The sequence below is a fragment of the Streptomyces sp. SID13031 genome, from assembly GCF_010548305.1.
Lineage (GTDB): Bacteria > Actinomycetota > Actinomycetes > Propionibacteriales > Kribbellaceae > Kribbella.
Genome location: NZ_JAAGLV010000020.1, coordinates 92,724 through 113,777, shown reverse-complemented (window position 1 = coordinate 113,777; position 21,054 = coordinate 92,724). Strand labels below are relative to the sequence as shown.

Sequence of the window (21,054 nt, the reverse complement as noted above, 5' to 3'; positions counted from 1 at the left end):
CCGGTAAGGGCTTGCAGGCGGCACAGGCTGCGGCCTCGCCGGGGTCGCGCCGTACGCTCGGAGAGACATGTCTACGTTGCGCCTGGTCCCTGGCACCCCGGATGCCGTGCTGGCGGCCCTGACCGCCCTGCTCGATGGCACCGGTACTGCGTTCGCCCCGTTGCCTGGAGACCCCGCCGCGGCGGCGCGCGTGCAGCAGGCGGTGGCACCGGAGGAACCACTCGAGCCCGACGTCGGGGTGGTACTGGCCACCTCTGGCTCATCCGGCGAACCCAAGGGCGTGCTGCTCTCCACCAGCGCGTTGATCGCCTCCGCCACGGCCACCCACGACCGACTCGGCGGCCCCGGCCAGTGGTTGCTCCCCATGCAGCCGTACTTCGTAGGCGGACTGCAGGTGCTCACCCGATCGGTGCTCGCGGGCTATGCGCCGGTGATCGCGGGAGATCACCCGACCTTCGCCGAAGGCGTGCTGGCGCTGACCGCGGAACGGCAGTACACGGCGATGGTGCCGACCCAGCTGGCCCGCTACCTGGAAACCCCCCAGGACCAGGACATGCTCCGAAGGTTCAACGCGATCATCATCGGCGGCGCCGCAATGCCGGCCGACCTGAAGGCGAGAGCGATCGCAGTGGGTGTGACGGCGATCCCGTCCTACGGGATGACCGAGACCGGCAGCGGCTGCGTCTACGCAGGCGAACCACTCCCGGGGACCTCGCTGCGGCTGGACGACAACAGGATCCTGATCAAAGGACCGACGCTTTTCTCCGGGTATCGGTTGCAGCCGGAGGTGACTGCCGCGGTACTGCGGGACGGGTGGTTCCGGACGCAGGATCGGGGGGAGATCGTGGACGGCCGGTTGCGGGTGGTTGGGCGGGTGGACGATGTCGTCATCTCCGGTGGGGTCAATGTGACGCTGACTGCTGTGCAGGCTCGGTTGGTGGAGCATCCGGAGGTGAAGGATGCCGTTGTGTTGGGGGTCCCTGATGCTGAGTGGGGTTCGCGGGTGGTTGCGTTTGTTGTGGGGGAAGTAGGGCGGGACGAGTTGCGGGACTTTGTCAGCGAGGTGTTGCCGCGGACCTGGGCTCCTCGGCAGGTGGTCGGGTTGAGCGAGTTGCCGATGCTTGCTTCGGGCAAGGTTGATCGGCAGCGGTTGCTGGAGGGTGTGCGGTGATCACCTACGCGATCGGGCTGAAGGACAAGTTCCGTGGGATCACCGTGCGCGAGGGGATGCTGTTCGAGGGGCCGGCGGGGTGGGCCGAGTGGTCGCCGTTTCTGGATTACGACGATGCGACCTGTGTGGCTTGGCTTCGAGCGGCGAGAGAGGCTGCCTACGACGGGTGGCCGGAAGCTGTCCGTGACTTCGTGCCGGTGAACTGCACGGTGCCGGCGATCGGTCCCGAGAAGGCTGCTGCGATCGTCCGGGCGTCCGGGTGCGCGACGGCCAAGGTCAAGGTGGCTGAGCCGGGGCAGACGCTGCGGGACGACCTGGAACGGGTGGAGGCCGTCCGGGACGCCATCGGCAACGGGCAGGTGCGGATCGACGCCAACGGGGCATGGTCTGTGGATGAAGCCCTGCATGCGTTGAAGGAACTCAAGCGCTTCGACCTGGAGTACGTCGAGCAGCCCTGTGCCGCAGTGGAGGATCTGGCGGCCGTGCGGCGGCGTACCGACGTACTGGTTGCCGCAGACGAGTCCATCCGCCGGGCGGCGGATCCCATGCTGGTGAAGAAGCTAGAGGCCGCCGACATCGCCGTACTGAAGGTGCAGCCGATCGGTGGCGTCCGGGCCTGCCTCGACATCGCTGAGCAGATCGGGCTGCCGGTAGTGGTCTCGTCGGCGTTGGAGACCTCCATCGGGATCGCTGCCGGTGTAGCGCTCGCGGCGGCTCTTCCCGAGCTCCCCTACGCATGCGGCCTCGCCACTGTCTCTATGTTCACGGCAGAGGTCGTCGAAGACCCGCTGCTGCCGGTCAACGGCTTCTTGCCGGTGAAGCGCCTCGTACCGACTCCAGAGTTGCCAACCGCAGACCAAGCGACCACAGCCAAGTGGGAAGCACGGCTCGCGAGGGTAGAAGCATTGAGAGGAAGCAAATGAACCCGTCCACGGCGTTCGCGACAGTGGTGGTCGACGAGCTGATCAGGTCCGGCGTCCGCGAGGCCGTGCTGGCTCCCGGCTCTCGCAGCACCCCACTGGCCCTCGCCCTGGCCGCCGCAGACCGCGACGGGCGTCTGCGCCTGCACGTGCGGATCGACGAACGTACTGCGGGCTTCCTGGCGCTCGGCCTGATCCGCGGTACCGGTCTGCCGGTGCCAGTGGTGACGACCTCCGGTACTGCGGTCGCCAACCTCTACCCGGCAGTGCTCGAGGCTTCCCACAGCGGCTTGCCACTGATCGTGCTGAGCGCGGATCGCCCGCCGGAGCTCCGGGGGACCGGGGCCAACCAGACCACCGACCAGCTGAAGGTGTTCGGCGACGCCGTCCGCCTGTTCCACGAGCTCGGTACGCCGAGCAAGCAGGTGGGCCAGGTCGCGTACTGGCGCTCGCAGGTCGTGCGCGCGGTGTCGACGGCTGTCGGCGCACGGACGTCCGACCCTGGTCCGGTGCAGCTCAACTGCCCGCTGGTGGAGCCGCTGGTGCCGACTGATGATAGCGACTGGCCGGAGCCGCTCGACGGGCGCAGTACTGGGCCGTGGACGAGTGTGCACGCCACTGGGGCGCAGCCGTCCGCAGTGGCGCCCGGGCCCAAGACCGTGGTGGTCGCGGGCGACGGCGCCTCGCAGGCCGCTCGGCTTGCAGCGGAGGCGGGTGGCTGGCCGCTGTTCGCCGAGCCGTCCAGCCGGGCGAGGACCGGGCCCGCCGTCATCTCGGCTTACAGATTGTTGCTGGCAGCAACGACAATGGGTGACGAGATCGAGCGGGTGCTCGTGTTCGGGCACCCGACCCTCTCGCGGCCGATCTCGAAGCTGCTCGCGCGCCCGGACGTCGAGGCGATCGTCGTCGCGCCGACCGGTCTCTGGCCCGACGCCGGCCGCCGGGCCACCTCGGTCGTCACCGGGCTGGAGGTGATCGGCTCCGACCAGACCGATTGGCTCGATCGCTGGCAGCAGGCCGACCAGCTGGCCCGGGCCGCGATGGACAAGGTCCTGACCGGTGGCCTCGCCGGATCAGTGGCTTCCGGTGGCTTGTCCGGGCCGGTGGTCGCTGCTGTAGTCGGTGAGGCGGTCGGTGCCGATGGCATGCTCGTCGTCGCCTCGTCCAACCCAGTGCGCGATCTCGACCTGGCTCCGGTGGTCCCGATCCGCACAGTGGCCAACCGTGGCCTGGCGGGCATCGACGGCACGCTCTCCACCGCCGTCGGCGCCGCATTGGCCAATGCCGGCGCGACGTACGCGCTGGTCGGTGATCTCGCCTTCCTGCACGATGCCAACGGCCTGGTGATCGGCCCGGCCGAGCCGCGACCCGACCTGCGCATCGTGGTGCTCAACGACAACGGCGGTGGCATCTTCGCCACTCTGGAGCAGGGTGGCGCTGACCAGGCCGACCACTTCGAGCGGGTCTTCGGTACTCCGCACAACGTCGACCTGGCGGCCCTCTGCGCATCCACGGGAACGCCGCACCGGCTGGTGGAGACGGTGGACGAACTGCGCGAGGTGCTGGCGCGCACAGTGGCCGGCATCGACGTGGTGGAGGTCAGGGTGGACCGGTCCACCCGCCGCGACCTGCATGCCGACCTGCACCAGGCAGTCAGCCGGCTGTAGCCACGACCTTCGCAGGAGGCTCGGCGGGGACCTTCTTCGCCGGGACCTTGGCAGGGACTGCTGGTTGCAAGGTGCGGAGGCGACCCAGCAGGCAGCCGACCACGACGAGTACCAGCGCTGTGGTGACGAGGATGGGGATGACCGCGCCGCGCAGCGAGGAGTTGAGCGGCGAGGCGATGGTCAGGACGATGCTGACGCCGATCAAGGCGGTGGTGAGCTTGCGGCCGGGGCGTGCCACTGCCAGGAACGGCAGGCACCAGATGAAGTACCAGTCGTGCGCGGTCGGCCCCAGCTGAACCAGTGCCAGCAAGGCGATTCCCACCGCCCGCGCCGCGTTGTGGATGGACGACCGCAGGCCCAGTACCGCGATCAGGCCGATCGCGATGAGCATCGCCAGCAGCCGCACGATCTGCAGGGCCTGCTGGGCAGCAGTGTCTTCACCCAGCCACGCCAGTACGCCGGAAGCGCCCAGCGCGATGAGGTTGGAGATCGAGAGCGGCGACTTGATGAGCCCTGGTACGTCGAGGGCGCTCAGCCAGCCCGACCCCACCCCGGTCAGCTCGCCGATGGTCACCAGGGTCAGTACTGAGATGGCACCCGCGATGGTCAGGCTGGCCAGCCGCAGCCGGGCGCGCCCGGCCAGGGGACTCATCACTGCGGCAATGGCGACGACCACGAGCCCACCGGGCAACTTCACGGCGGCTGCGGCACCTGCCAGCACGGCAGCCGTGCCCCAGTGGCCGGTCAGGGCCAGGGCGAAGGCAGCGCAGGCCAGTCCCAGCATGAGGATGTCGTTGTGAGCCGCGCCCAGGCCATGCGCGATCAGCATGGGGTTGGCGACGACCAGCCAGGTCGCGGTCGTCGGATTCACCCGGCAGGCGGTGGCGAGGCGCGGTACGGCCCAGGCGATCAGCACGATGCCCAGTACTGCGAGCAGGCGGTGAGCCAGCATGAGGAGATACGGGTCGAGGGTCAGCCGCGCTGCGAGGCCGCCGTACGCGAGTGGCAGTGGCCCGTACGGCGCTGGTGTCTGCATCCACATCGGGTCGACCGCTTCGATCACGGGGCCGGACAGGACGCCGGGGCCGACGCTGTACGGGTCGAAACCCTTTGCTACCAAGGCGCCTTGCGCTGCGTAGCTCCAGACATCCCGGCTGAACAACGGCGGGGTCAGCAGCAACGGCACACTCGACCACACGATGAACGGGGTCAGGCGGTAGCGGACGCCGGCCAGCACCTGGCGGCCGACCGAAAGCCAGGCCCACACCATCAGGCCCAGCCCGGCGACCATGAAGGTCAGCCCGGTCATCCGGCCCGGCAGGGTCGACCGCAGGTCACTCGCGATCGGCAATGACGCCACCCAAGAGGACTCCGGCACCACCGACGTCACCAGGGACGCGGCGGCGACGACACAGGAGCCAACCACCCCACGAATCAGCGCCGACGGTACTCGCATACCGCCGACGCTAGTCACGCAAAGCGACCCCCTGATGAACACCACCTTGCGTCCGAAGAAGTGACGATGACGTCCCTCCAGTTCTTCGGACGCAAGGGTGGGGGACTAGGCGGATTCCTTGCGGAAGGTGCGCGCGCCGACTGTCAGGCCGACGGCCGTCAGGAGGACTACCCAGAAGAGACCCCACAGGGAGGCGCTGCTGGAGATGTCGCCGCGAAAGAGGGCGCGGACGCCGTTCACGACGTGCTTCAGCGGGCTGATGTCGGACAGCCGCTGCAGCCAGGTCGGGCCGATCTGCATCGGGAGCAGGATGCCGGACAGCAGCAGGAGCGGCATCGCGATGCCGTTGAGCAGCGGCGCCAGGGCGTCCTCGCTCTTGGTGATGAGGGCGACTGAGTACGACAGGGAGGCGAAGGTCGCGCCGAGCAGGGCGACGATCACCAGCGACAGCAGCACCCCGCCCCACGGTGCGCGCAGGCCCAGTGGCAGCGCGGCGAGCAGCAAGAGCACTGTCTGCACGACGAGCACCACGACGTCTCGCAGGACCCGGCCGGCCATCAGCGCGATCCGGGAGGCCGGGGTGACCCGGTCGGCCTCGATCACGCCGGCCCGGTACTCCGCGATCAGGCCGAAGCCGACGAACATCGCCCCGAACATGCCGAGCTGGACGATCAGGCCGGGGATGAACACCTGGTAGGCGTTCGTGGTCGCGCCCTGGCTGATCTGCGCGGTGATCGGCTTGAGCAGCGGGCCGAACAGGAACAGGTACATCAGCGGCTGGCTGAGCATCAGGATGGACCACATCGGGTTGCGCAGCGACAGCCGCATCGCCCGGTTGAAGACGATCCAGGTCTCGGTCAGGACTCTCATACGACGGCCTCCTTCTCTTCGGTCACGGGGGCGTCCTCGTCGCGCAGCGAGCGCCCGGTCATCGTCAGGAAGACATCGTCCAGCGTCGGCCGGTGCACCTCGACGCCGTTCAGCTCGATGCCCTGGGCATCGATCGATCGGAGCAGCGACGGTAGTACCGAACCGCCCTTGGGGATCCGGAAGGCGACCACGTCGCCGTCGGTCTCGATGGCGTCCGCGCCCGGCAGCTCCGCGACCACCTTGCTCACCGCGGGCGCCTGCGAGCCGTCGGCCAGACTCAGCCGAACGGCGTCGCCGGAGACCTGCTGCTTGAGCTCGTCGGGCTTGCCGGCGCCGACGATCTTGCCGTGGTCGATGACCAGGATCCGGTCGCAGAGCGCGTCCGCCTCGTCCAGGTAGTGGGTGGTGAGGAAGATCGTCGCGCCCCTGTCGCGCAGGCCGCGGATGTGCTCCCACAGGTTCGCCCGCGCCTGCGGGTCGAGGCCGGTGGTCGGTTCGTCCAGGAAGATCAGCTTGGGGTCGTGGATCAGCCCCATCACGATGTCGAGCCGGCGCCGCTGGCCGCCCGACAGGGTCTTGCACTGCCGCCGCCACAGGCCGGGCAGGTCCAGCTGGTCGAAGAGGGCCTGGCCGTCGGCGGCCGCCTTCTTCTTGCTCACGCCGTACAGCCGCGCGTGGTCGACGACCTCGTCGCCGGCGATCGCCTCAGGCAGCGTGGAGCCGCTCTGCGGGACGTACCCGATCCGTCGGCGGACGCCGACGGGATCCTTGGCCAGGTCGCAACCGGCGACCGTCGCGGTGCCGCTGGTCGGCGTGATCAGTGTCGCCAGCATTCGCATGGTGGTGGTCTTGCCGGCCCCGTTCGGGCCGAGGAAGCCGACGATCTCCCCGTCGGCGACATCCAGGTCTACCCCCTGCACGGCCTGAACCGGCCCGCGCTTGGTCTTGAAGGTGCGGACGAGTCCGCGAGCTTCGATCATCATCCGGACAGTCTCGACTAATCAACATTGAATAGTCAATGTTGATTAAATCTGGACCTGCTGCGCGGAGGTGTCAGCCGGGCGGCTCCGGGATGACGCCCCAGTGCGTTGTCGTCCCCGGTTTCGGCTGCCAGCTCGGCGCTTCACCGGCGAAGGAGTAGTCCCCGTCGGTAACCCGCTGCCGGAACGCCTTGGTCCACTCCAGCTCGCCGCGGTCGCGCGCACTGGAGATCCGGAACATCTCCACCACATGATCCGGTGTGGCGGGGTCTTCCTGGATCTGCCGCTCGGCGAAAGGCTCGAACTTGGCGAGCTGCTCCAGCTGGACGATCCGGGACTCCAGTGCCGCCAGCACCTCGTCGCGGCGCAGCGACCACAGGAAGCTCAGCGCGGCCTGCATCCGGTCCGGCTGGAAGCCGTCGACGCTCCACAGGGCCGCCCGCAGTAGCGAGAAGTACTCCATCTCGCCGTCCGACGTCAGCTTGTACGACGTCCGGCCGGGCTTGTTGCCGGCGCCTTCCTCCAGCTCCAGCAGGTAACCGTGCTTGGCCAGGGTGCGCAGACCGGTGTAGATCGAGCCAGGGTTGATGTTCGCCCAGTGCTCCACCTTCCAGGTCATCAGCTCGCGCCGCAGCTGGTAGCCGTACGCGGGCTGGAAGATCCGGACGACCCCGAGCAGGAGCAATCGCGTGGTGGACATGCTCGCAGTGTAAATTCACCTGCCTCGATCGCGATGCTGCCCGTAGGGTGACTCGCCATGAGCGTGCGAGTCACCAGTGACCCAAAGGACTTCCAGGCGACCACCTTCTCGTTCCTGGAGGCGGACCCGGTCCTGCACACGGTCATCCTGGGCAACGTCGCCGAGCGCGCCGCTGGAGGGCGCTCGGCCGAGTCCGAGCCCTCGTACTTCGTCTCGGTGCACGACGACGCCGGTGCGGTGATCGGCGCTGCGATGAGGACTCCTGGCCGGCCCGTCCATCTCGGCGCGCTGCGTGCGGACCTGGCCGGCGAGATCGCCGAGGCGTTCGCCGAGCTGGTGCCTGAGGTCGGTGGTGTGGCGGGCGACCGGGCCGCGGTCCGAGCCTTCGGTGAACGGTGGGCCGAACTGCGCGAGGTCACCGGGGTGGAGTCCAGGGGGAGTCGCCTGCACAAACTGGAGGCGCTCGTTGCGCTGACGGCGCCCGGGAATCCGCGGCCGATGCGCGAGGACGACGTACAGCTGGCTGCCGAGTGGGTGTCCGACGGCTTCCGGGGAGAGTTCGCCACGATCGATCTGGCGTGGGCGGAGCACCACCTGGAGCGAGGCACGCTGTGGATCTGGGAGGACGGCGGCGAGCCGGTGAGCATGGCCGGCTCCCACCTCCCGCTCTTCGGCGTCAGCCGGGTCGGGCCGGTCTACACCCCACCGGAGCACCGCCGGCACGGATACGCGGGCGCCCTCACCGGCGAGGTCACCGCGAAAATCCTTGCCAAGGGCAACCAGGCTTGTCTCTACACCGACCTGGCCAATCGGACCTCGAACAAGATCTACGCACAGCTCGGCTACGTCCCGGTCGCGGACTTCGTCGACCTGATCTTCGTGCCGTGAAGGTCCGGGCGACAAGTGACCCCGCAGAGTTCAAGGCGATCGCCTTCCCTTTTCTGCAAAGGGATCCGGTGCTGCACTCGGTCCTGCTGAGTAACACCGAGGACCGCATCAACGGCATCATCCACGACCCCACGCCGCCGCTGTTCCTGTCGATCCACGACGAAGCGGGCGACGTCAACGGAGCCGTCCTGTGCAGCGCCCACCGCGGCATCAACCTCGGTGCCTTACCTGACGCCCTGGTCCCGGCGATCGCCGACGTCTGCGCCGACCAGGCCCCGAACCCCGACTCCATCGCCGGTACCGCGAGCGCCGCGCGGCTGCTGGCCGAGTTGCTTGCCGCGCGCAACGGCAAGACCTTCCGGCAGACCGTCGGCCTGCGGCTCCACAAACTCGCCGACTTCACCGACCAGCACGCAGCCGGCGCCGCGCGCCAGGCCCTCCCCGCCGCCAGCGGCCGCCGCTCTGAGCCCGAAAAGTGGCTGCTTAGCGGTTTGGGGAGAGTTCTGTCCGCATCCGGGGAGGGGTGGGTGGCTGTGGCGTCTGGGTGGAAAGAAGTTTGCAGATAGCGACGAGAAGTTTCCCGCTTAGCCGTAACGCCGGGGCCGGGTCTGCGGTGCGGATCCGGGCGGCCCCCATGCGTCAACGCCGGATCGCAGGCTAGATCCAGCCGTGCATGCGGGCGACCTGGACTGATTCGTAGCGGTTCGCTGTGTTGAGTTTGGTGGCGGCTGAGGAGAGGTAGTTGCGGACTGTGCCGGGGGCGAGGGAGGCGCGGCGGGCGATCTGTTCGATCGGGGCGCCGTCGGCGGCGTGTTCCAGAACCTCGGCCTCACGTGGGGTCAGCGGGTTGTCGCCGGCGCTGATGGCTTCGGCGGCCAGTTCGGGGTCGACGTACCGGCCGCCGGTGTGGATCGTGCGGATGACGTCGGCGAGGACGTGGGCCGAGACGGTCTTCGGGAGGAATCCGCGGACGCCGGCGGCCAGGGCCTGCTTCAGGTGGCCGGGGCGGCCGTGGCCGGTGACGATCAGGCAGCTGCAGGTGGGGAGTTCGGCGCGGAGGGTCTCGACGACGCCGATGCCGCCGATCGCCGAGGAGCCGGTGGCGCCGGGCATCTGCAGATCCAGTACTGCGACGTCAGGCCGGTGCCGGCGGGCCATTGCGAGCGCCTCGTCCGCGGAGGCGGCCTGGCCGACCACCTCGAGGTCTTCTTCCAGGGACAGCAGCGCGGCGAGGGCGGTCCGGATCAGGTTCTCGTCGTCGGCGAGCAGGAGCCGGATCATCGCGGCACCGGGAGTTGGACGACCAGGATGAAGCCGCCGGGCGGGGCGGCGACGGTCAGCGTTCCGCCGAGAGAGCCGAGGCGTTCGCGCAGCCCGGCGATCCCGGTCCCGCCCTCGGAGGTCTTCGGCTGGTCCGAGGTTGCCGAAACGCCGTCGTTCTCCATCCGCAGGAAGATGACGTCACCCATGCTGAGGTCGAGCTCGATCTTGCACACGGTCGCGTTGCTGTGCTGGATGACGTTCGTGGTGCCCTCCCGCACGACCCAGCCGAGCGCCGCCTGGGTCGCGGGCGGCAGCGCGGTGCCGTCGCCGATGACGCGACAGTTGACGCCTGCGGACCGGAGTACCGATTGGGCGCCGGCCAGCTCGGAGGCGAGGTCGGTGGCGCGGTAGCCGCTGACGACGGCCCGCATCTCGCGGAGCGAGTCGTGGGCGATCTGCCGGACGTCGAGCATCTGGTCGGCAGCTGACGCGTCGCCCCGCGTCGCGAGTGCTGCAGCCAGCTCACTCCGTACTGCGACCAGCGACAGGTTGTGCCCGAGAGTGTCGTGCAGATCACGAGCGAACCGCAGCCGCTCCTCGGCGATCGCGAGCTGAGCGCTGACCGCGCGGGACCGGTCGATCTCCCAGCCGAGGCTGAGCGTCCACACCGAGACTCGGCAGGTGAAGACGATGAGAACAGCCCAGGAGACATAGGCGATCGCCGGACCCAGCTGGAGCGACCACGCGCCAGTCACAGCCGCTCCGGCGAGGATCACGCCCAGCAGCGGCGCCCACCGCAGCATCGGCGTCAGAGCGAAGGTCAAGGCGCCGATCAGCATAACGCTCACGGGGATGTGGAGTTCTGCCTCGCCGCTACCCCAGCCGAACTTGGGGAAGGCCAGGTCCGCAGCAAGGAAGCCAGCAAGAGTCAAGGCAGTGGGAACTGCAATCAGACGGCTGGGGACCGGGGCTCCGGTCAGATACCTGCTGATGGCCGCGCGGAGCAGGAGCAGGTTGGCCGTGGTGTGCGCGGCGACGACGACAAGGAACAGCACGGCACCCGCGATGTGAAGATCCCGCTGCCCGACGGTGATCAGTGCGGCGAGGAGCAACTCCCCGCAGGACAGGGAGTACAGCGGCCAGCGCAGGGTGATGTCGAAGCGCTCGGCTCTGCTGCGCTCGAGCCACCAGCGCGGGACGGGAACCATGGTGCTCAGCCTGTCACGTCGCTCAACGCCGGGGCTCCCAGCGGAACCAGCGGCGCGTTGCCAGCCCGCCGACGACCACCCAGGCCAGCAGGACGAGCACCGGCTGTACTGCGGGTGCGAACGACCCCGCCAAGCTCACTGTGCTCCCGTCCGGCGTGGTGCCCGACAGGCCGAGTCGCAGCAACTCCACCACCGGCGTGAGCGGCAGCAGCCGCGCCAACTGGTCCAGGCCCTCCGGTAGCTCGGAGAGCGGGAAGTAGAGGCCACTGAAGTTCAGCGGAATGAGCAGGAAGGGCAACGTCGTCAGCTGTGCCATCTCCACGCTGCGGGTCAGCGCGGTGGTAGCAGCCGCAAGCAGGGCGAATACAGCCGCGCCGAGCAACAAGGCGAGCACCACCAGCAGGAGGTTCACCGGTAGGGGCAACCCGACCAGCAGCGCGCTGGCGATAGCGGCGAGCGCCGCCTGACCCCAGGCGATGACCACTGCGGGGATCGCGGCACCAGCCAGGATCTGCAGGTCAGTGGCTTCGCCGGTGCGCAGTCGTTTGAGGACGAGTTCCTCGCGGCGGGCGACCAGCGAGCTGACGAGGTTGTAGTAGACGAAGAGGTTCAGCGACACGGCCGCGATCATGGTGAGGATCGCCGAGCCTGGGTCCGGGCCGACGACGGCCATCAGTTCCGCCGACGACTGCAGTCCCAGCACGACGAAGATCGGCAGACCGATGGCGACCAGCACAGCCAGCGGATTGCGGCGGAGCAGCAGAGCCTCCGACCAGGCGAGTGAGGTCATGCGACTGCTCCTTCGGTGGAGTCGGAGATCGGGTCCGACTCGGCGATCGCGAGAAAGGCTTCCTCCAGCGATGCCGGGCGGGCGGTGAGGTCTGTCAGCTGGATCCCGGCCGGTGCCGCCCAGGCCAGCAGCGCAGTGAGGGTGACCTGGAGATCCTCGGTGTCGAGCACGACCTTGTCGCTGCCGTTGACGGTGGCAACAGCTTGGGGGAGGTCCGGGAGGGTGGCGCCGGCAGGCAGGTGGAAGGAGATCCGGGCCGGCTGGATGCCGGCGATCTCGGCCGGAGTGCCGAGTCCGACGATCCGGCCGCGGTGCATGATCGCCAACCGGTCGGCGAGCTCGGCGGCTTCGGCCAGGTAGTGGGTGGTCAGCAGGACCGTCGTACCCGACTCCAGCATCCTAGAGATCAGCCGCCAGGTGTTCTGCCGGTTCTCCGGGTCGAGGCCGGCCGTCGGCTCGTCCAGGAACAACAGGTCCGGCCGGCCCGCGATCGCCAGGCCGAGGCTCAGTCGTTGCCGCTCACCACCGGACAGTTGGCGGACCCGGACGTTGGCCCTGCTGGTCAGCTCGACGAGCTCGAGGACCTCGCCGACCGGGCGCGGTCTGCTGAGCGTGCCGGTCCACATCTTGGTGGTCTCGGCCACGGTCAGATCGGCGGCGAAACCCCTGTCCTGCAACATGATCCCGATCCGCGGCCGGACTGTCCGCCGGTCGTGGAACGGGTCCTTGCCGAGCACCCGGACGGTTCCCGACGTCGGCTGGGCGAGACCTTCGAGGATCTCCAGGGTGGAGGTCTTGCCGGCGCCGTTGGTGCCGAGCAGCGCGAAGAGCTCACCCCGCCGGACCGAGAAGTCGACACCGCGTACGGCGTCGTAGCCGGGCCTGCCGGCGTACCGGCGGGTGAGCCGCTCGACCTGGATGACCGCTGATTCGTCCATACGGATCAGCCTGGCGGCCGAGCGGCCCCGTACTGCGTGCAGCTGTCACCAGTAGTGGTGACAAATGTCAGTTGACCTCGACCGTGGTGCCCGGGGACAGCTGCTGGTACGGCCGGTCCTCGGAGTCGAGGAAGCGCTGCATCATGCCCTGGCCGATCGGGCTGAGCAGGGCGTCGTGGATGCCGATGGTCTGCACCGCGTCGACGGCGCGGGCGTAGTCGACGGCCGGCGGCAGCGCGAACCACGGGCCCGAGATCGGCACCAGGTTGGTGTGCACCTTGCGGTCGGGCTGGGTGAACGAGTCGCCCGGGTGGTAGACGGCATCCTCGATCAGGTAGCCGACGTTCTGGCACGGAACGCCCAGCTCCGGCAGGATGATCGCGTGATCCTTGCCATAGGCACGGACCGCGAAACCGGCCGCCTCGAAAACGTCGCCGTCGGCAACGATCTGGACCCGCTCGCCCAGCTCACCGAGCTGCCCGGCCACCCCGGCGTTGGTCCAGATCGGGGCGTCGATCCCCTTCACCCGGTCGACGTCGAGGTGGTCCTGGTGCTCGTGCGTGACCAGGATCGCGTCCACGCCCTCGAAGGCGGCGTCCTCGGTGAAGCTGCCCGGATCGACCAGCAGCACCTTGCCGTCCTTCTCCAACCGGACACAAGCATGCGTGTACTTCGTGAGCTTCATCAATCTCCCAGAGCGTCTCGCATCGGAACCAATTTTGCGTTCGTCTCGGCCAGCTCGGCCTCTGGGTCGGAGCCGGCGACGATGCCGGCGCCGGCGAACAGGCGCATCCTGGTCGGGTCGTGGGGGTCGGCCTGACCGCAGCGCAGTGCGATGCACCACTCGCCGTCGCCGGCCGCGTCCATCCAGCCGACCGGCCCGCTGAACCGGCCGCGCGGCATGCCCTCGATCTCGCCGATCACGTCGCGCGCGGCGTCGGTCGGCGTACCGCAGATCGCCGCGGACGGGTGCAGCGCGGCGGCCAGGCCGAGCGCGGAGGCTCCGTTGGCGGCGACCCCGGCGACGTCGGAGGCGAGATGCATCACGTTCGGCAGGTGCAGCACGAACGGCGTCTCGGGCACGTTCATCGACTTGCAGTGCGGCTTCAGCGCGTCCGCGACCGAGCGGACGGCGTACTCGTGCTCCTCGAGGTCCTTGCTCGAGCGCGCCAGCGAGGCGGCCAGCGCGAGATCGTGGGCGTCGTCGCCGGTACGCCGGATGGTGCCGGCCAGCACCCGCGAGGTGATCAGGCCCTTCTCGCGGCGGACCAGCAGCTCCGGGGTGGCGCCGATCAGGCCGTCGACGGAGAACGTCCAGCAGTTCGGGTACGCCGCGGCGAGCCGGCGCAGCGGCCAGCGCAAGTCGATCGGGTTGGGCGAGATCGCGATCAGGTCGCGGGCGAGCACCACCTTGTCGAGCTCGCCGCTGGTGATCCGCTTGACCGCGTCGGCCACGATGCCCGACCACTCGGTTCCGGACCGGGCGCCGTCGGCGAAGGCGACCGCGCCGACCGGCTCAGGCTCGTATGTCGTCAGCTCGGGTAGTGCGGCCAAGGAGCTCGCGCCGGAGATCGTCGTCACCCAGGTGATCCCGCCGCGGCGGCCGACGATCACCTCGGGCACCACCAGCTCACTGGCGTCGATGTCGGTGAAACCGAACGAACCGAAGCAGACCAGTCCCGATCCTGGTACGCCGACCTCGTCGCGGACGACGGCGCTCGCGGTGAGCTCCTGCCACCACTCCTGCGCCTCGGCGAACCGGTTGCTCCCGGCAACGTCCAGCCGGGCGGCGACGCCCCAGCCGACGTGCCCGTCGCCGCGGCGTACCCAGGCCAGACCGCCGGTCTCCGGCAGATGGTCCATCAGCGCGGCGGCGACACCGTCGACCCGCTGACTGCGGATCACCAGGTGCGGCGCCGGCTCGGCGCTGGCTGAAAGGCCGGGTCGGACCGGGTCAGACAAGGCCACGTTTGCACTCCTCGCTCGCTTCCCGGCCCCGGGTCTCGATGGCCGGCCGGCTCAATGGAGATTCGCTCACGAGAGGCAAGCGTAGGCCGCCCAGGTAACCGGCGAATTTCGGCGCCTGTCGCGACCGTGATCAACTAGACAGGTGACCAGGGCGGATCTCACCAAACAACCCGAGCAAGTGGCAGCCATGTTCGACAACGTCGCCGAGGGCTACGACCGGACCAACGCGGTCGCCACGATGGGGCTGGAGAAGGCCTACTGGCGGCCGCAGACGCTGGCGGAGATCGCGCCGCGGAAGGGGATGAAGATCCTCGACCTGGCGGCCGGCACCGGCGCGTCGAGCGTGAAGCTGCGCGAGGCGGGCGCCGAGGTGGTGTCCTGCGACTTCTCGGTCGGGATGCTCCGGGTCGGCAAACGCCGGTACCCCGAGCTGGACCTGATCGCCGGTGACGCGCTCCGGCTGCCGTTCGCCGACGAGACCTTCGACGTGGTCACCATCTCCTGGGCGCTGCGGAACGTGAACGACGTCACGGTGGCGCTCACCGAGATGCTCCGGGTGACCAAGCCGGGCGGCCGGCTGGTGGTGCTGGAGAACTCGCACCCGACCTGGAAACCGTTCCGGGTCGCCTACCTGGAGTACATGATGCGCGCGGTCCCGGTGGTCGCGAAGGCGGTCTCCACCAACCCCGACGCCTACGTCTACCTGGCCGAATCGGTCCGCGCCTGGCCTGGTCAGGCGCCTCTCGCCGACACCATCGCCGCCTCGGGCTGGACCCACGTCCAGTGGCGCAACCTGACAGGTGGTCTGGTCGCGATTCACCGGGCCGTCAAGCCGGTCTAATTACGCAACGAAACAGGCGCATAAATCGGTTGCAGGCAAGGGGTTCCGGGCCGGTTTCGTGTCCAAGTCAGGCAGTCCTAGACTGTCGGATGACCAGGCCTCGTGAATCCCTTCACGAGTGACACAGCCCTCCACCAGGCCGGGATGAGATGAGCCAGAGCGTGCCTAGCAGGCAGCAGGCCGAGACCGCTGATGTGATCGTCGTCGGCGCCGGGCCCGCAGGCTCGGCCGCCGCGTACCATCTGGCCAACGCGGGCCTCGACGTGCTGCTGCTGGAGAAGACCGCCTTCCCGCGCGAGAAGGTGTGCGGCGACGGCCTCACCCCGCGCGGGACCAAGCAGCTGATCAACATGGGCATCGACATCTCGCCCGAGGCCGGCTGGATCAAGAACTACGGCCTGCGGATCCAGGGCGCCGGGCACCAGTTGCAGCTCGACTGGCCAGACCTGGCCAGCCACCCGAACTACGGGCTGACCCGCAACCGGATGGACTTCGACGACATGCTGGCCCGCCAGGCCGTCAAGGCCGGCGCCCAGCTGCGCGAGCGGACCAACGTGACCGCGCCGATCCTGGACGACAAGGGCTTCATCGTCGGCGTCACCGCCAAGCCGGTCGACGACAACGGCCGCCGGGCCGGCGACGACCTCGAGTTCCGGGCGCCGCTGGTGATGGCGGCCGACGGCAACTCGTCGCGGCTGAGCGTCTCGATGGGTCTGCACAAGCGCGACGACCGCCCGATGGGGGTGGCCGTCCGGACGTACTTCACCAGCCCGCGCCACGACGACGACTACCTCGAGTCGTGGCTGGAGCTGTGGGCCGACGACCCGAAGAACCCGGGTCAGCGCAACCTGCTGCCGGGCTACGGCTGGATCTTCGGGATGGGCGACGGCACCGTCAACGTCGGTCTCGGCATCCTGAACACCTCCGATGCCTTCGGCAAGGTCGACTACGCCGACCTGCTCAAGCAGTGGCTGAAGAACACGCCGGAGGAGTGGCAGTTCCGCGACGAGTTCCAGACCATCCCGATCCGCGGGGCGGCGCTGCCGATGGGTTTCAACCGGCAGCCGCACTACACCCGCGGGCTGATGCTGCTGGGCGACGCGGGCGGGATGGTGAACCCGTTCAACGGCGAGGGCATCCCGTACGCGATGGAGTCCGGCGCCTTCGCCGCCGAGGTCGCCGCCCAGGCAATGCGCCGCCAGCCGAACCAGCGCGAGCGCGCCCTCTCGGCGTACCCGAAGGCGCTGAAGCAGGAGTACGGCGGCTACTACACGCTCGGCCGGGTGTTCGTGAAGCTGATCGGGAACCCGGAGGTGATGAAGCTGTGCACCAAGTACGGTCTGCCGCGCACCACCTTGATGAAATTCACCCTGAAACTGCTCGCCAACCTCACCGACCCGCGTGACGGCGACGTGATGGACAAGATCATCAACGGTCTCACCAAGGTCGTTCCCGCCGCCTGATCGGCGGGGCGCGTGACGTGAGACACAGCGGTACTGGTAACACAGTGCTGCACCGCAGTAGGCAGTGACCAGTACTACGCACACGACCGACCCACGTACCACCGGACGCAAGTAAGGAGGGAGCAGCCCAAGATGCACCCTTACGTACCGATCCTCATCCTCGGTGTGCTCGCGACGATCTTCGTGGCGGGCACCTTGGTGACGAGCGCGCTCGTCGGCCCGAAACGCTACAACCGGGCCAAGCTCGACTCGTACGAGTGCGGTATCGAGCCGACGCCGCAGCCGGTCGGTGGTGGGCGTTTCCCGGTGAAGTACTACATCACCGCGATGCTCTTCATCGTGTTCGACATCGAGATCATCTTCCTCTACCCCTGGGCCGTCGCCTTCGATCAGATGGCGCTGTTCGGGTTGGTCGAGATGGTCATCTTCATCGTTACCGTCTTCGTCGCGTACGCCTACGTCTGGCGCCGCGGCGGACTGGAGTGGGACTGACCTATGGGTGTTGAGGAACAACTTCCGGCCGGCGTACTGCTGACCACCGTCGAAGGCCTGTCGGGCTACATGCGCAAGGCCTCGTTGTGGCCGGCAACCTTCGGGCTGGCCTGCTGCGCGATCGAGATGATGACCACCGGCGCCCCGCGCTACGACGCGGCCCGGTTCGGCATGGAGGTCTTCCGGGCGTCGCCGCGCCAGGCCGACCTGATGATCGTGGCCGGCCGGGTGAGCCAGAAGATGGCCCCCGTCCTGCGCCAGATCTACGACCAGATGCCGAACCCGAAATGGGTCCTGGCGATGGGCGTCTGCGCGTCGTCCGGCGGCATGTTCAACAACTACGCCATCGTGCAGGGGGTCGACCACGTCGTCCCGGTCGACATGTACCTGCCCGGCTGCCCGCCGCGGCCGGAGATGCTGCTGGACGCGTTCCTCAAGCTGCACGAGGACATCCAGAACGGCAAGCTCGGCGCGAACAAGAAGGCGTTGCAGGCCGAGCAGGAGACCGCCGCCCTGTCCGCTTCCCCCACCCTTGAGCTGAAGGGTCTGCTCCGGTGAGTGACACCCAACCCGAAAACCTTCCGGCGACCGCGTCCGGTAGCGACGCGGCCACCCCGGGTCCGGCGGAGGTCGTCGACCACCGCGAGGGCATGTTCGGCGTCCGCGGTACCGGTGACACCTCGGGCTTCGGCGGTCTGCACCGCCAGGTCGCGCTGCCGGGCGGATCGGCCAAGCCGTACGGCGGCTGGTTCGACGGCGCCACCGAGAAGCTGGAGAGCCTGGTCGGCGACGCCGCGATCGAGAAGGTCGTGGTCGCCTACGGCGAGCTGACCCTGCACATCGCGCGCGAGCGGCTGCTCGAGGTCGCCCAGCACATCCGCGACGACGCGGACCTGCGGTTCGAGTTCTGCTCCGGCGTCTCCGGTGTGCACTACCCGCACGAGACCGGTCGGGAGCTGCACGCGGTCTACCACCTGCTCTCGATCACGCACAACCGCCGGATCCGGCTCGAGGTGTCCTGCCCCGACGCCGACCCGCACATCCCGTCCGTCGTCTCGGTCTACCCGGCCAACGACTGGCACGAGCGCGAGGCCTGGGACTTCTTCGGGATCATCTTCGACGGCCACCCGGCGCTGACCCGGATCCAGATGCCCGACGACTGGCCGGGCCACCCGCAACGCAAGGACTACCCGCTCGGCGGCATCGACGTCGAGTACAAGGGCGCCGTCATCCCGCCGCCCGACACGCGGAGGTCGTACAACTAATGACACAGAGTCAATCGACATCGGCAGACCCTTACGCCACCACTCGCGACACCACCGAGGGCAAGGTCTTCACCGTCACCGGTCAGGACTGGGACTCGGTCGTGTCCGGCCTCGGCGACGAGCCCGAAGAGCGCATCGTCGTCAACATGGGCCCGCAGCACCCGTCCACGCACGGGGTGCTCCGGCTCATCCTCGAGATCGAGGGCGAGAACGTGACCGAGGCCCGCTGCGGCATCGGCTACCTGCACACCGGTATCGAGAAGAACATGGAGTTCCGCTCCTGGACGCAGGGCGTCACGTTCTGCACCCGGATGGACTACCTGGCGCCGTTCTACAACGAGACGGCGTACTGCCTGGCGGTCGAGCGGCTGCTCGGCATCGAGGAGCAGATCCCGGAGAAGGCGAACGTGATGCGGGTGCTCCTGATGGAGCTGAACCGCATCAGCAGCCACCTGGTCTGCATCGCCACCGGTGGGATGGAGATCGGCGCGCTGACCGTGATGACGATCGGGTTCCGCGAGCGTGAGATGACGCTGGACCTGTTCGAGCTGATCACCGGCCTGCGGATGAACCACGCGTTCATCCGCCCGGGCGGCGTCTCGCAGGATCTGCCGGCCGGTGCGCTGGACAAGATCCGGGAGTACATCACCTGGATGAACAAGCACCTGCCCGAGTACGCCGAGCTGTGCAACGCGAACCCGATCTTCAAGGCCCGCCTGCAGGACGTCGGCTACCTGGACCTGACCGGGTGCATGGCGCTGGGCATCTCCGGCCCGCCGCTGCGCGCGACCGGGTACGGCCTGGACCTGCGCAAGACCCAGCCGTACTGCGGCTATGAGACCTACGACTTCGACGTACCGACCTGGGACACCGCCGACTCGTACGGCCGGTTCCGGGTGCGGCTGCAGGAGATGTGGGAATCGCTGAAGATCGTCGAGCAGTGCGCCGATCGCCTGGCCAAGATGGAGGGCGAGCCGGTGATGGTGGCCGACAAGAAGATCGGCTGGCCGAGCCAGCTGGCCGTCGGCAACGACGGGATGGGCAACTCGCTCGACCACATCAAGCACATCATGGGCGAGTCGATGGAAGCACTGATCCATCACTTCAAGCTGGTCACCGAGGGCTTCCGGGTACCGGCCGGGCAGGCGTACGTGGCGATCGAGTCGCCGCGCGGCGAGCTGGGCTGTCACCTGGTCTCCGACGGCGGCACCAAGCCGTACCGGGCGCACTTCCGCGACCCGTCGTTCGCAAACCTGCAGGCGATGCCGATCCTGTGCGAGGGCTCACAGGTCGCCGACGTGATCGTCGCCGTCGCCAGCCTTGACCCGGTGATGGGTGGAGTGGACCGATAGATGGCTGACACAACCGTTCCCTACAGCACGAACGACTCGAAGATCGTGGACGCCACGATCGCCGAGATGCGCGAGCTGGCCGCCCGGTACCCGCAGGGCCGGTCGGCCCTGCTGCCGATGCTGCACCTGGTCCAGTCGGTCGAGGGCCGGATCACCCCCGAGGGCATCGAGGCGTGCGCCGCGGTGCTCGGGCTGACCGGTGCCGAGGTCTCGGCGGTGGCGACCTTCTACACGATGTACAAGCGCCGCCCGGTCGGCGACTACCACGTCGGGGTCTGCACCAACACGCTCTGCGCGGTGATGGGCGGCGACCTGATCTTCGAGCGGCTCAAGTCGCACCTCGACGTCGGCAACGACGAGACCACCGAGGACGGCAAGATCACCCTCGAGCACCTCGAGTGCAACGCCGCCTGCGACTACGCGCCGGTGATGATGGTGAACTGGGAGTTCTTCGACGACATGACGCCGGAGTCGGCGGCCGAACTGGTCGACGACCTGCGTGACGACGCCAAAGAGGTCAAGTCCCCGCGTGGCGCGACGATCTGCACCTGGAAGGAAGCCGAGCGCGTACTGGCCGGCTTCCCAGACGGCCGCGCCGACGAAGGCCCGACCGGTGGCAAGGCCACGCTGGCCGGCCTCCGGCTGGCGCGCGAGCGCAACTGGACGGCGCCGGAAGGCACTCACTCGCGTAGCAGCAACGGGCACGCCGCCGAGCAGACGGTGTCCGCGGACGCCGCCGCCGGTCCGCGTCCGGAAGACCAGCCGGGCAAGGAATCAGGCACCGGATCCCCGGCGACTCCCGACAGCCGCAAGGAGGACTGA

General features: G+C 68.6%; 22 protein-coding genes. 12 read left to right on the top strand and 10 right to left on the bottom strand.

Annotation, left to right across the window (positions count from 1 at the left end; genetic code table 11):
• The first annotated feature begins 67 nt into the window (after positions 1–67).
• From menE to menD, 3 genes are read left to right on the top strand one after another with little or no spacing between them, the layout of a single operon-like run.
• On the top strand, positions 68–1,171 hold the full coding sequence (gene menE, locus G3I17_RS32350) for an o-succinylbenzoate--CoA ligase (protein WP_164601729.1): 1,104 nt from the start codon (positions 68–70) through the stop codon (positions 1,169–1,171).
• Positions 1,168–2,094, top strand: coding sequence for an o-succinylbenzoate synthase (locus tag G3I17_RS32345; RefSeq protein WP_164601727.1), 927 nt, complete (start codon positions 1,168–1,170; stop codon positions 2,092–2,094). The genes menE and G3I17_RS32345 overlap by 4 nt, the downstream gene beginning before the upstream one ends.
• Positions 2,091–3,758: a 2-succinyl-5-enolpyruvyl-6-hydroxy-3-cyclohexene-1-carboxylic-acid synthase gene (gene menD / locus G3I17_RS32340; RefSeq protein ID WP_164601725.1), complete on the top strand. Its 1,668-nt coding sequence runs from the start codon at positions 2,091–2,093 to the stop codon at positions 3,756–3,758. The genes G3I17_RS32345 and menD overlap by 4 nt, the downstream gene beginning before the upstream one ends.
• Here menD and mptB read toward each other — a convergent pair.
• From mptB to G3I17_RS32320, 4 genes are all read right to left on the bottom strand, one after another.
• On the bottom strand, positions 3,745–5,214 hold the full coding sequence (gene mptB / locus G3I17_RS32335; RefSeq protein WP_164601723.1) for a polyprenol phosphomannose-dependent alpha 1,6 mannosyltransferase MptB: 1,470 nt from the start codon (positions 5,212–5,214) through the stop codon (positions 3,745–3,747). The two genes, menD and mptB, sit on opposite strands and share 14 nt — an antisense overlap.
• Positions 5,215–5,319: 105 nt before the next feature.
• A complete protein-coding gene (locus tag G3I17_RS32330; protein WP_164601721.1) occupies positions 5,320–6,084 on the bottom strand; it encodes an ABC transporter permease in 765 nt (254 codons plus the stop codon).
• Complete coding sequence (locus G3I17_RS32325; RefSeq protein WP_239063125.1) at positions 6,081–7,067, bottom strand: ATP-binding cassette domain-containing protein; 987 nt, start codon at positions 7,065–7,067, stop codon at positions 6,081–6,083. The genes G3I17_RS32330 and G3I17_RS32325 overlap by 4 nt, the downstream gene beginning before the upstream one ends.
• A 70-nt stretch (positions 7,068–7,137) precedes the next feature.
• A complete protein-coding gene (locus G3I17_RS32320) occupies positions 7,138–7,764 on the bottom strand; it encodes a PadR family transcriptional regulator (protein WP_164601719.1) in 627 nt (208 codons plus the stop codon).
• Between the two features lie 57 nt (positions 7,765–7,821).
• Between G3I17_RS32320 and G3I17_RS32315 the strand changes: the two genes are divergently transcribed.
• Together G3I17_RS32315 and G3I17_RS32310 are read left to right on the top strand one after the other, a co-directional pair.
• Positions 7,822–8,652, top strand: a complete 831-nt coding sequence (locus tag G3I17_RS32315; RefSeq protein WP_164601716.1) for a GNAT family N-acetyltransferase — start codon at positions 7,822–7,824, stop codon at positions 8,650–8,652.
• Positions 8,649–9,218 (top strand): hypothetical protein, encoded by a 570-nt coding sequence (locus G3I17_RS32310; RefSeq protein WP_164601714.1) that lies wholly within the window; start codon positions 8,649–8,651, stop codon positions 9,216–9,218. Before G3I17_RS32315 ends, G3I17_RS32310 begins: the two co-directional genes overlap by 4 nt.
• Positions 9,219–9,309: 91 nt before the next feature.
• On the opposite strand, the gene G3I17_RS32305 is transcribed toward G3I17_RS32310, so the two are convergent.
• From G3I17_RS32305 to G3I17_RS32280, 6 genes are all read right to left on the bottom strand, one after another.
• Positions 9,310–9,933, bottom strand: coding sequence for a response regulator transcription factor (locus tag G3I17_RS32305; protein ID WP_164601712.1), 624 nt, complete (start codon positions 9,931–9,933; stop codon positions 9,310–9,312).
• Complete coding sequence (locus tag G3I17_RS32300; protein ID WP_164601710.1) at positions 9,930–11,123, bottom strand: histidine kinase; 1,194 nt, start codon at positions 11,121–11,123, stop codon at positions 9,930–9,932. The genes G3I17_RS32305 and G3I17_RS32300 overlap by 4 nt, the downstream gene beginning before the upstream one ends.
• A 22-nt stretch (positions 11,124–11,145) precedes the next feature.
• The gene (locus tag G3I17_RS32295; RefSeq protein WP_164601707.1) at positions 11,146–11,913 is read right to left on the bottom strand and encodes an ABC transporter permease; all 768 of its coding nucleotides are present in this window, start codon (positions 11,911–11,913) and stop codon (positions 11,146–11,148) included.
• Positions 11,910–12,851 carry an ABC transporter ATP-binding protein gene (locus tag G3I17_RS32290; protein WP_203591057.1) on the bottom strand — a complete coding sequence of 314 codons (942 nt, stop codon included), beginning with the start codon at positions 12,849–12,851 and terminating at the stop codon, positions 11,910–11,912. Before G3I17_RS32290 ends, G3I17_RS32295 begins: the two co-directional genes overlap by 4 nt.
• Positions 12,852–12,918: 67 nt before the next feature.
• Positions 12,919–13,536, bottom strand: coding sequence for an MBL fold metallo-hydrolase (locus G3I17_RS32285; protein ID WP_164601705.1), 618 nt, complete (start codon positions 13,534–13,536; stop codon positions 12,919–12,921).
• Entirely contained in the window at positions 13,536–14,819 is a 1,284-nt protein-coding gene (locus tag G3I17_RS32280; RefSeq protein ID WP_164601702.1) for an isochorismate synthase, read from the bottom strand. The genes G3I17_RS32285 and G3I17_RS32280 overlap by 1 nt, the downstream gene beginning before the upstream one ends.
• 142 nt (positions 14,820–14,961) lie before the next feature.
• Here G3I17_RS32280 and G3I17_RS32275 point away from each other — a divergent pair, with 142 nt between their 5' ends.
• From G3I17_RS32275 to nuoE, 7 genes are all read left to right on the top strand, one after another.
• Positions 14,962–15,660 (top strand): demethylmenaquinone methyltransferase, encoded by a 699-nt coding sequence (locus G3I17_RS32275; protein WP_164601700.1) that lies wholly within the window; start codon positions 14,962–14,964, stop codon positions 15,658–15,660.
• Positions 15,661–15,809: 149 nt separating this feature from the next.
• Positions 15,810–17,123 (top strand): geranylgeranyl reductase family protein, encoded by a 1,314-nt coding sequence (locus G3I17_RS32270; protein WP_164601698.1) that lies wholly within the window; start codon positions 15,810–15,812, stop codon positions 17,121–17,123.
• Between the two features lie 132 nt (positions 17,124–17,255).
• Positions 17,256–17,615, top strand: coding sequence for an NADH-quinone oxidoreductase subunit A (locus G3I17_RS32265; protein ID WP_164601696.1), 360 nt, complete (start codon positions 17,256–17,258; stop codon positions 17,613–17,615).
• Between the two features lie 3 nt (positions 17,616–17,618).
• Positions 17,619–18,173: an NADH-quinone oxidoreductase subunit B gene (locus G3I17_RS32260; protein ID WP_164601694.1), complete on the top strand. Its 555-nt coding sequence runs from the start codon at positions 17,619–17,621 to the stop codon at positions 18,171–18,173.
• A complete protein-coding gene (locus G3I17_RS32255) occupies positions 18,170–18,880 on the top strand; it encodes an NADH-quinone oxidoreductase subunit C (RefSeq protein ID WP_164601692.1) in 711 nt (236 codons plus the stop codon). The genes G3I17_RS32260 and G3I17_RS32255 overlap by 4 nt, the downstream gene beginning before the upstream one ends.
• Positions 18,880–20,232: an NADH-quinone oxidoreductase subunit D gene (locus G3I17_RS32250; protein ID WP_164601690.1), complete on the top strand. Its 1,353-nt coding sequence runs from the start codon at positions 18,880–18,882 to the stop codon at positions 20,230–20,232. The genes G3I17_RS32255 and G3I17_RS32250 overlap by 1 nt, the downstream gene beginning before the upstream one ends.
• Positions 20,233–21,054 carry an NADH-quinone oxidoreductase subunit NuoE gene (gene nuoE, locus G3I17_RS32245; protein WP_164601688.1) on the top strand — a complete coding sequence of 274 codons (822 nt, stop codon included), beginning with the start codon at positions 20,233–20,235 and terminating at the stop codon, positions 21,052–21,054. It abuts the gene before it with no gap.

Excerpts from the sequence above, each read along its gene's own strand:
- G3I17_RS32295 (WP_164601707.1), bottom strand. The coding sequence starts at position 11,913 with ATGACCTCACTCGCCTGGTCGGAGGCTCTGCTGCTCCGCCGCAATCCG.
- G3I17_RS32305 (WP_164601712.1), bottom strand. The coding sequence starts at position 9,933 with ATGATCCGGCTCCTGCTCGCCGACGACGAGAACCTGATCCGGACCGCC.
- G3I17_RS32260 (WP_164601694.1), top strand. The coding sequence starts at position 17,619 with ATGGGTGTTGAGGAACAACTTCCGGCCGGCGTACTGCTGACCACCGTC.
- G3I17_RS32285 (WP_164601705.1), bottom strand. The coding sequence starts at position 13,536 with ATGAAGCTCACGAAGTACACGCATGCTTGTGTCCGGTTGGAGAAGGAC.
- G3I17_RS32320 (WP_164601719.1), bottom strand. The coding sequence starts at position 7,764 with ATGTCCACCACGCGATTGCTCCTGCTCGGGGTCGTCCGGATCTTCCAG.
- G3I17_RS32300 (WP_164601710.1), bottom strand. The coding sequence starts at position 11,123 with ATGGTTCCCGTCCCGCGCTGGTGGCTCGAGCGCAGCAGAGCCGAGCGC.
- G3I17_RS32325 (WP_239063125.1), bottom strand. The coding sequence starts at position 7,067 with ATGATGATCGAAGCTCGCGGACTCGTCCGCACCTTCAAGACCAAGCGC.
- menD (WP_164601725.1), top strand. The coding sequence starts at position 2,091 with ATGAACCCGTCCACGGCGTTCGCGACAGTGGTGGTCGACGAGCTGATC.
- G3I17_RS32290 (WP_203591057.1), bottom strand. The coding sequence starts at position 12,851 with ATGGACGAATCAGCGGTCATCCAGGTCGAGCGGCTCACCCGCCGGTAC.
- G3I17_RS32265 (WP_164601696.1), top strand. The coding sequence starts at position 17,256 with ATGCACCCTTACGTACCGATCCTCATCCTCGGTGTGCTCGCGACGATC.
- menE (WP_164601729.1), top strand. The coding sequence starts at position 68 with ATGTCTACGTTGCGCCTGGTCCCTGGCACCCCGGATGCCGTGCTGGCG.
- nuoE (WP_164601688.1), top strand. The coding sequence starts at position 20,233 with ATGGCTGACACAACCGTTCCCTACAGCACGAACGACTCGAAGATCGTG.
- mptB (WP_164601723.1), bottom strand. The coding sequence starts at position 5,214 with ATGCGAGTACCGTCGGCGCTGATTCGTGGGGTGGTTGGCTCCTGTGTC.
- G3I17_RS32315 (WP_164601716.1), top strand. The coding sequence starts at position 7,822 with ATGAGCGTGCGAGTCACCAGTGACCCAAAGGACTTCCAGGCGACCACC.
- G3I17_RS32270 (WP_164601698.1), top strand. The coding sequence starts at position 15,810 with ATGAGCCAGAGCGTGCCTAGCAGGCAGCAGGCCGAGACCGCTGATGTG.
- G3I17_RS32330 (WP_164601721.1), bottom strand. The coding sequence starts at position 6,084 with ATGAGAGTCCTGACCGAGACCTGGATCGTCTTCAACCGGGCGATGCGG.
- G3I17_RS32250 (WP_164601690.1), top strand. The coding sequence starts at position 18,880 with ATGACACAGAGTCAATCGACATCGGCAGACCCTTACGCCACCACTCGC.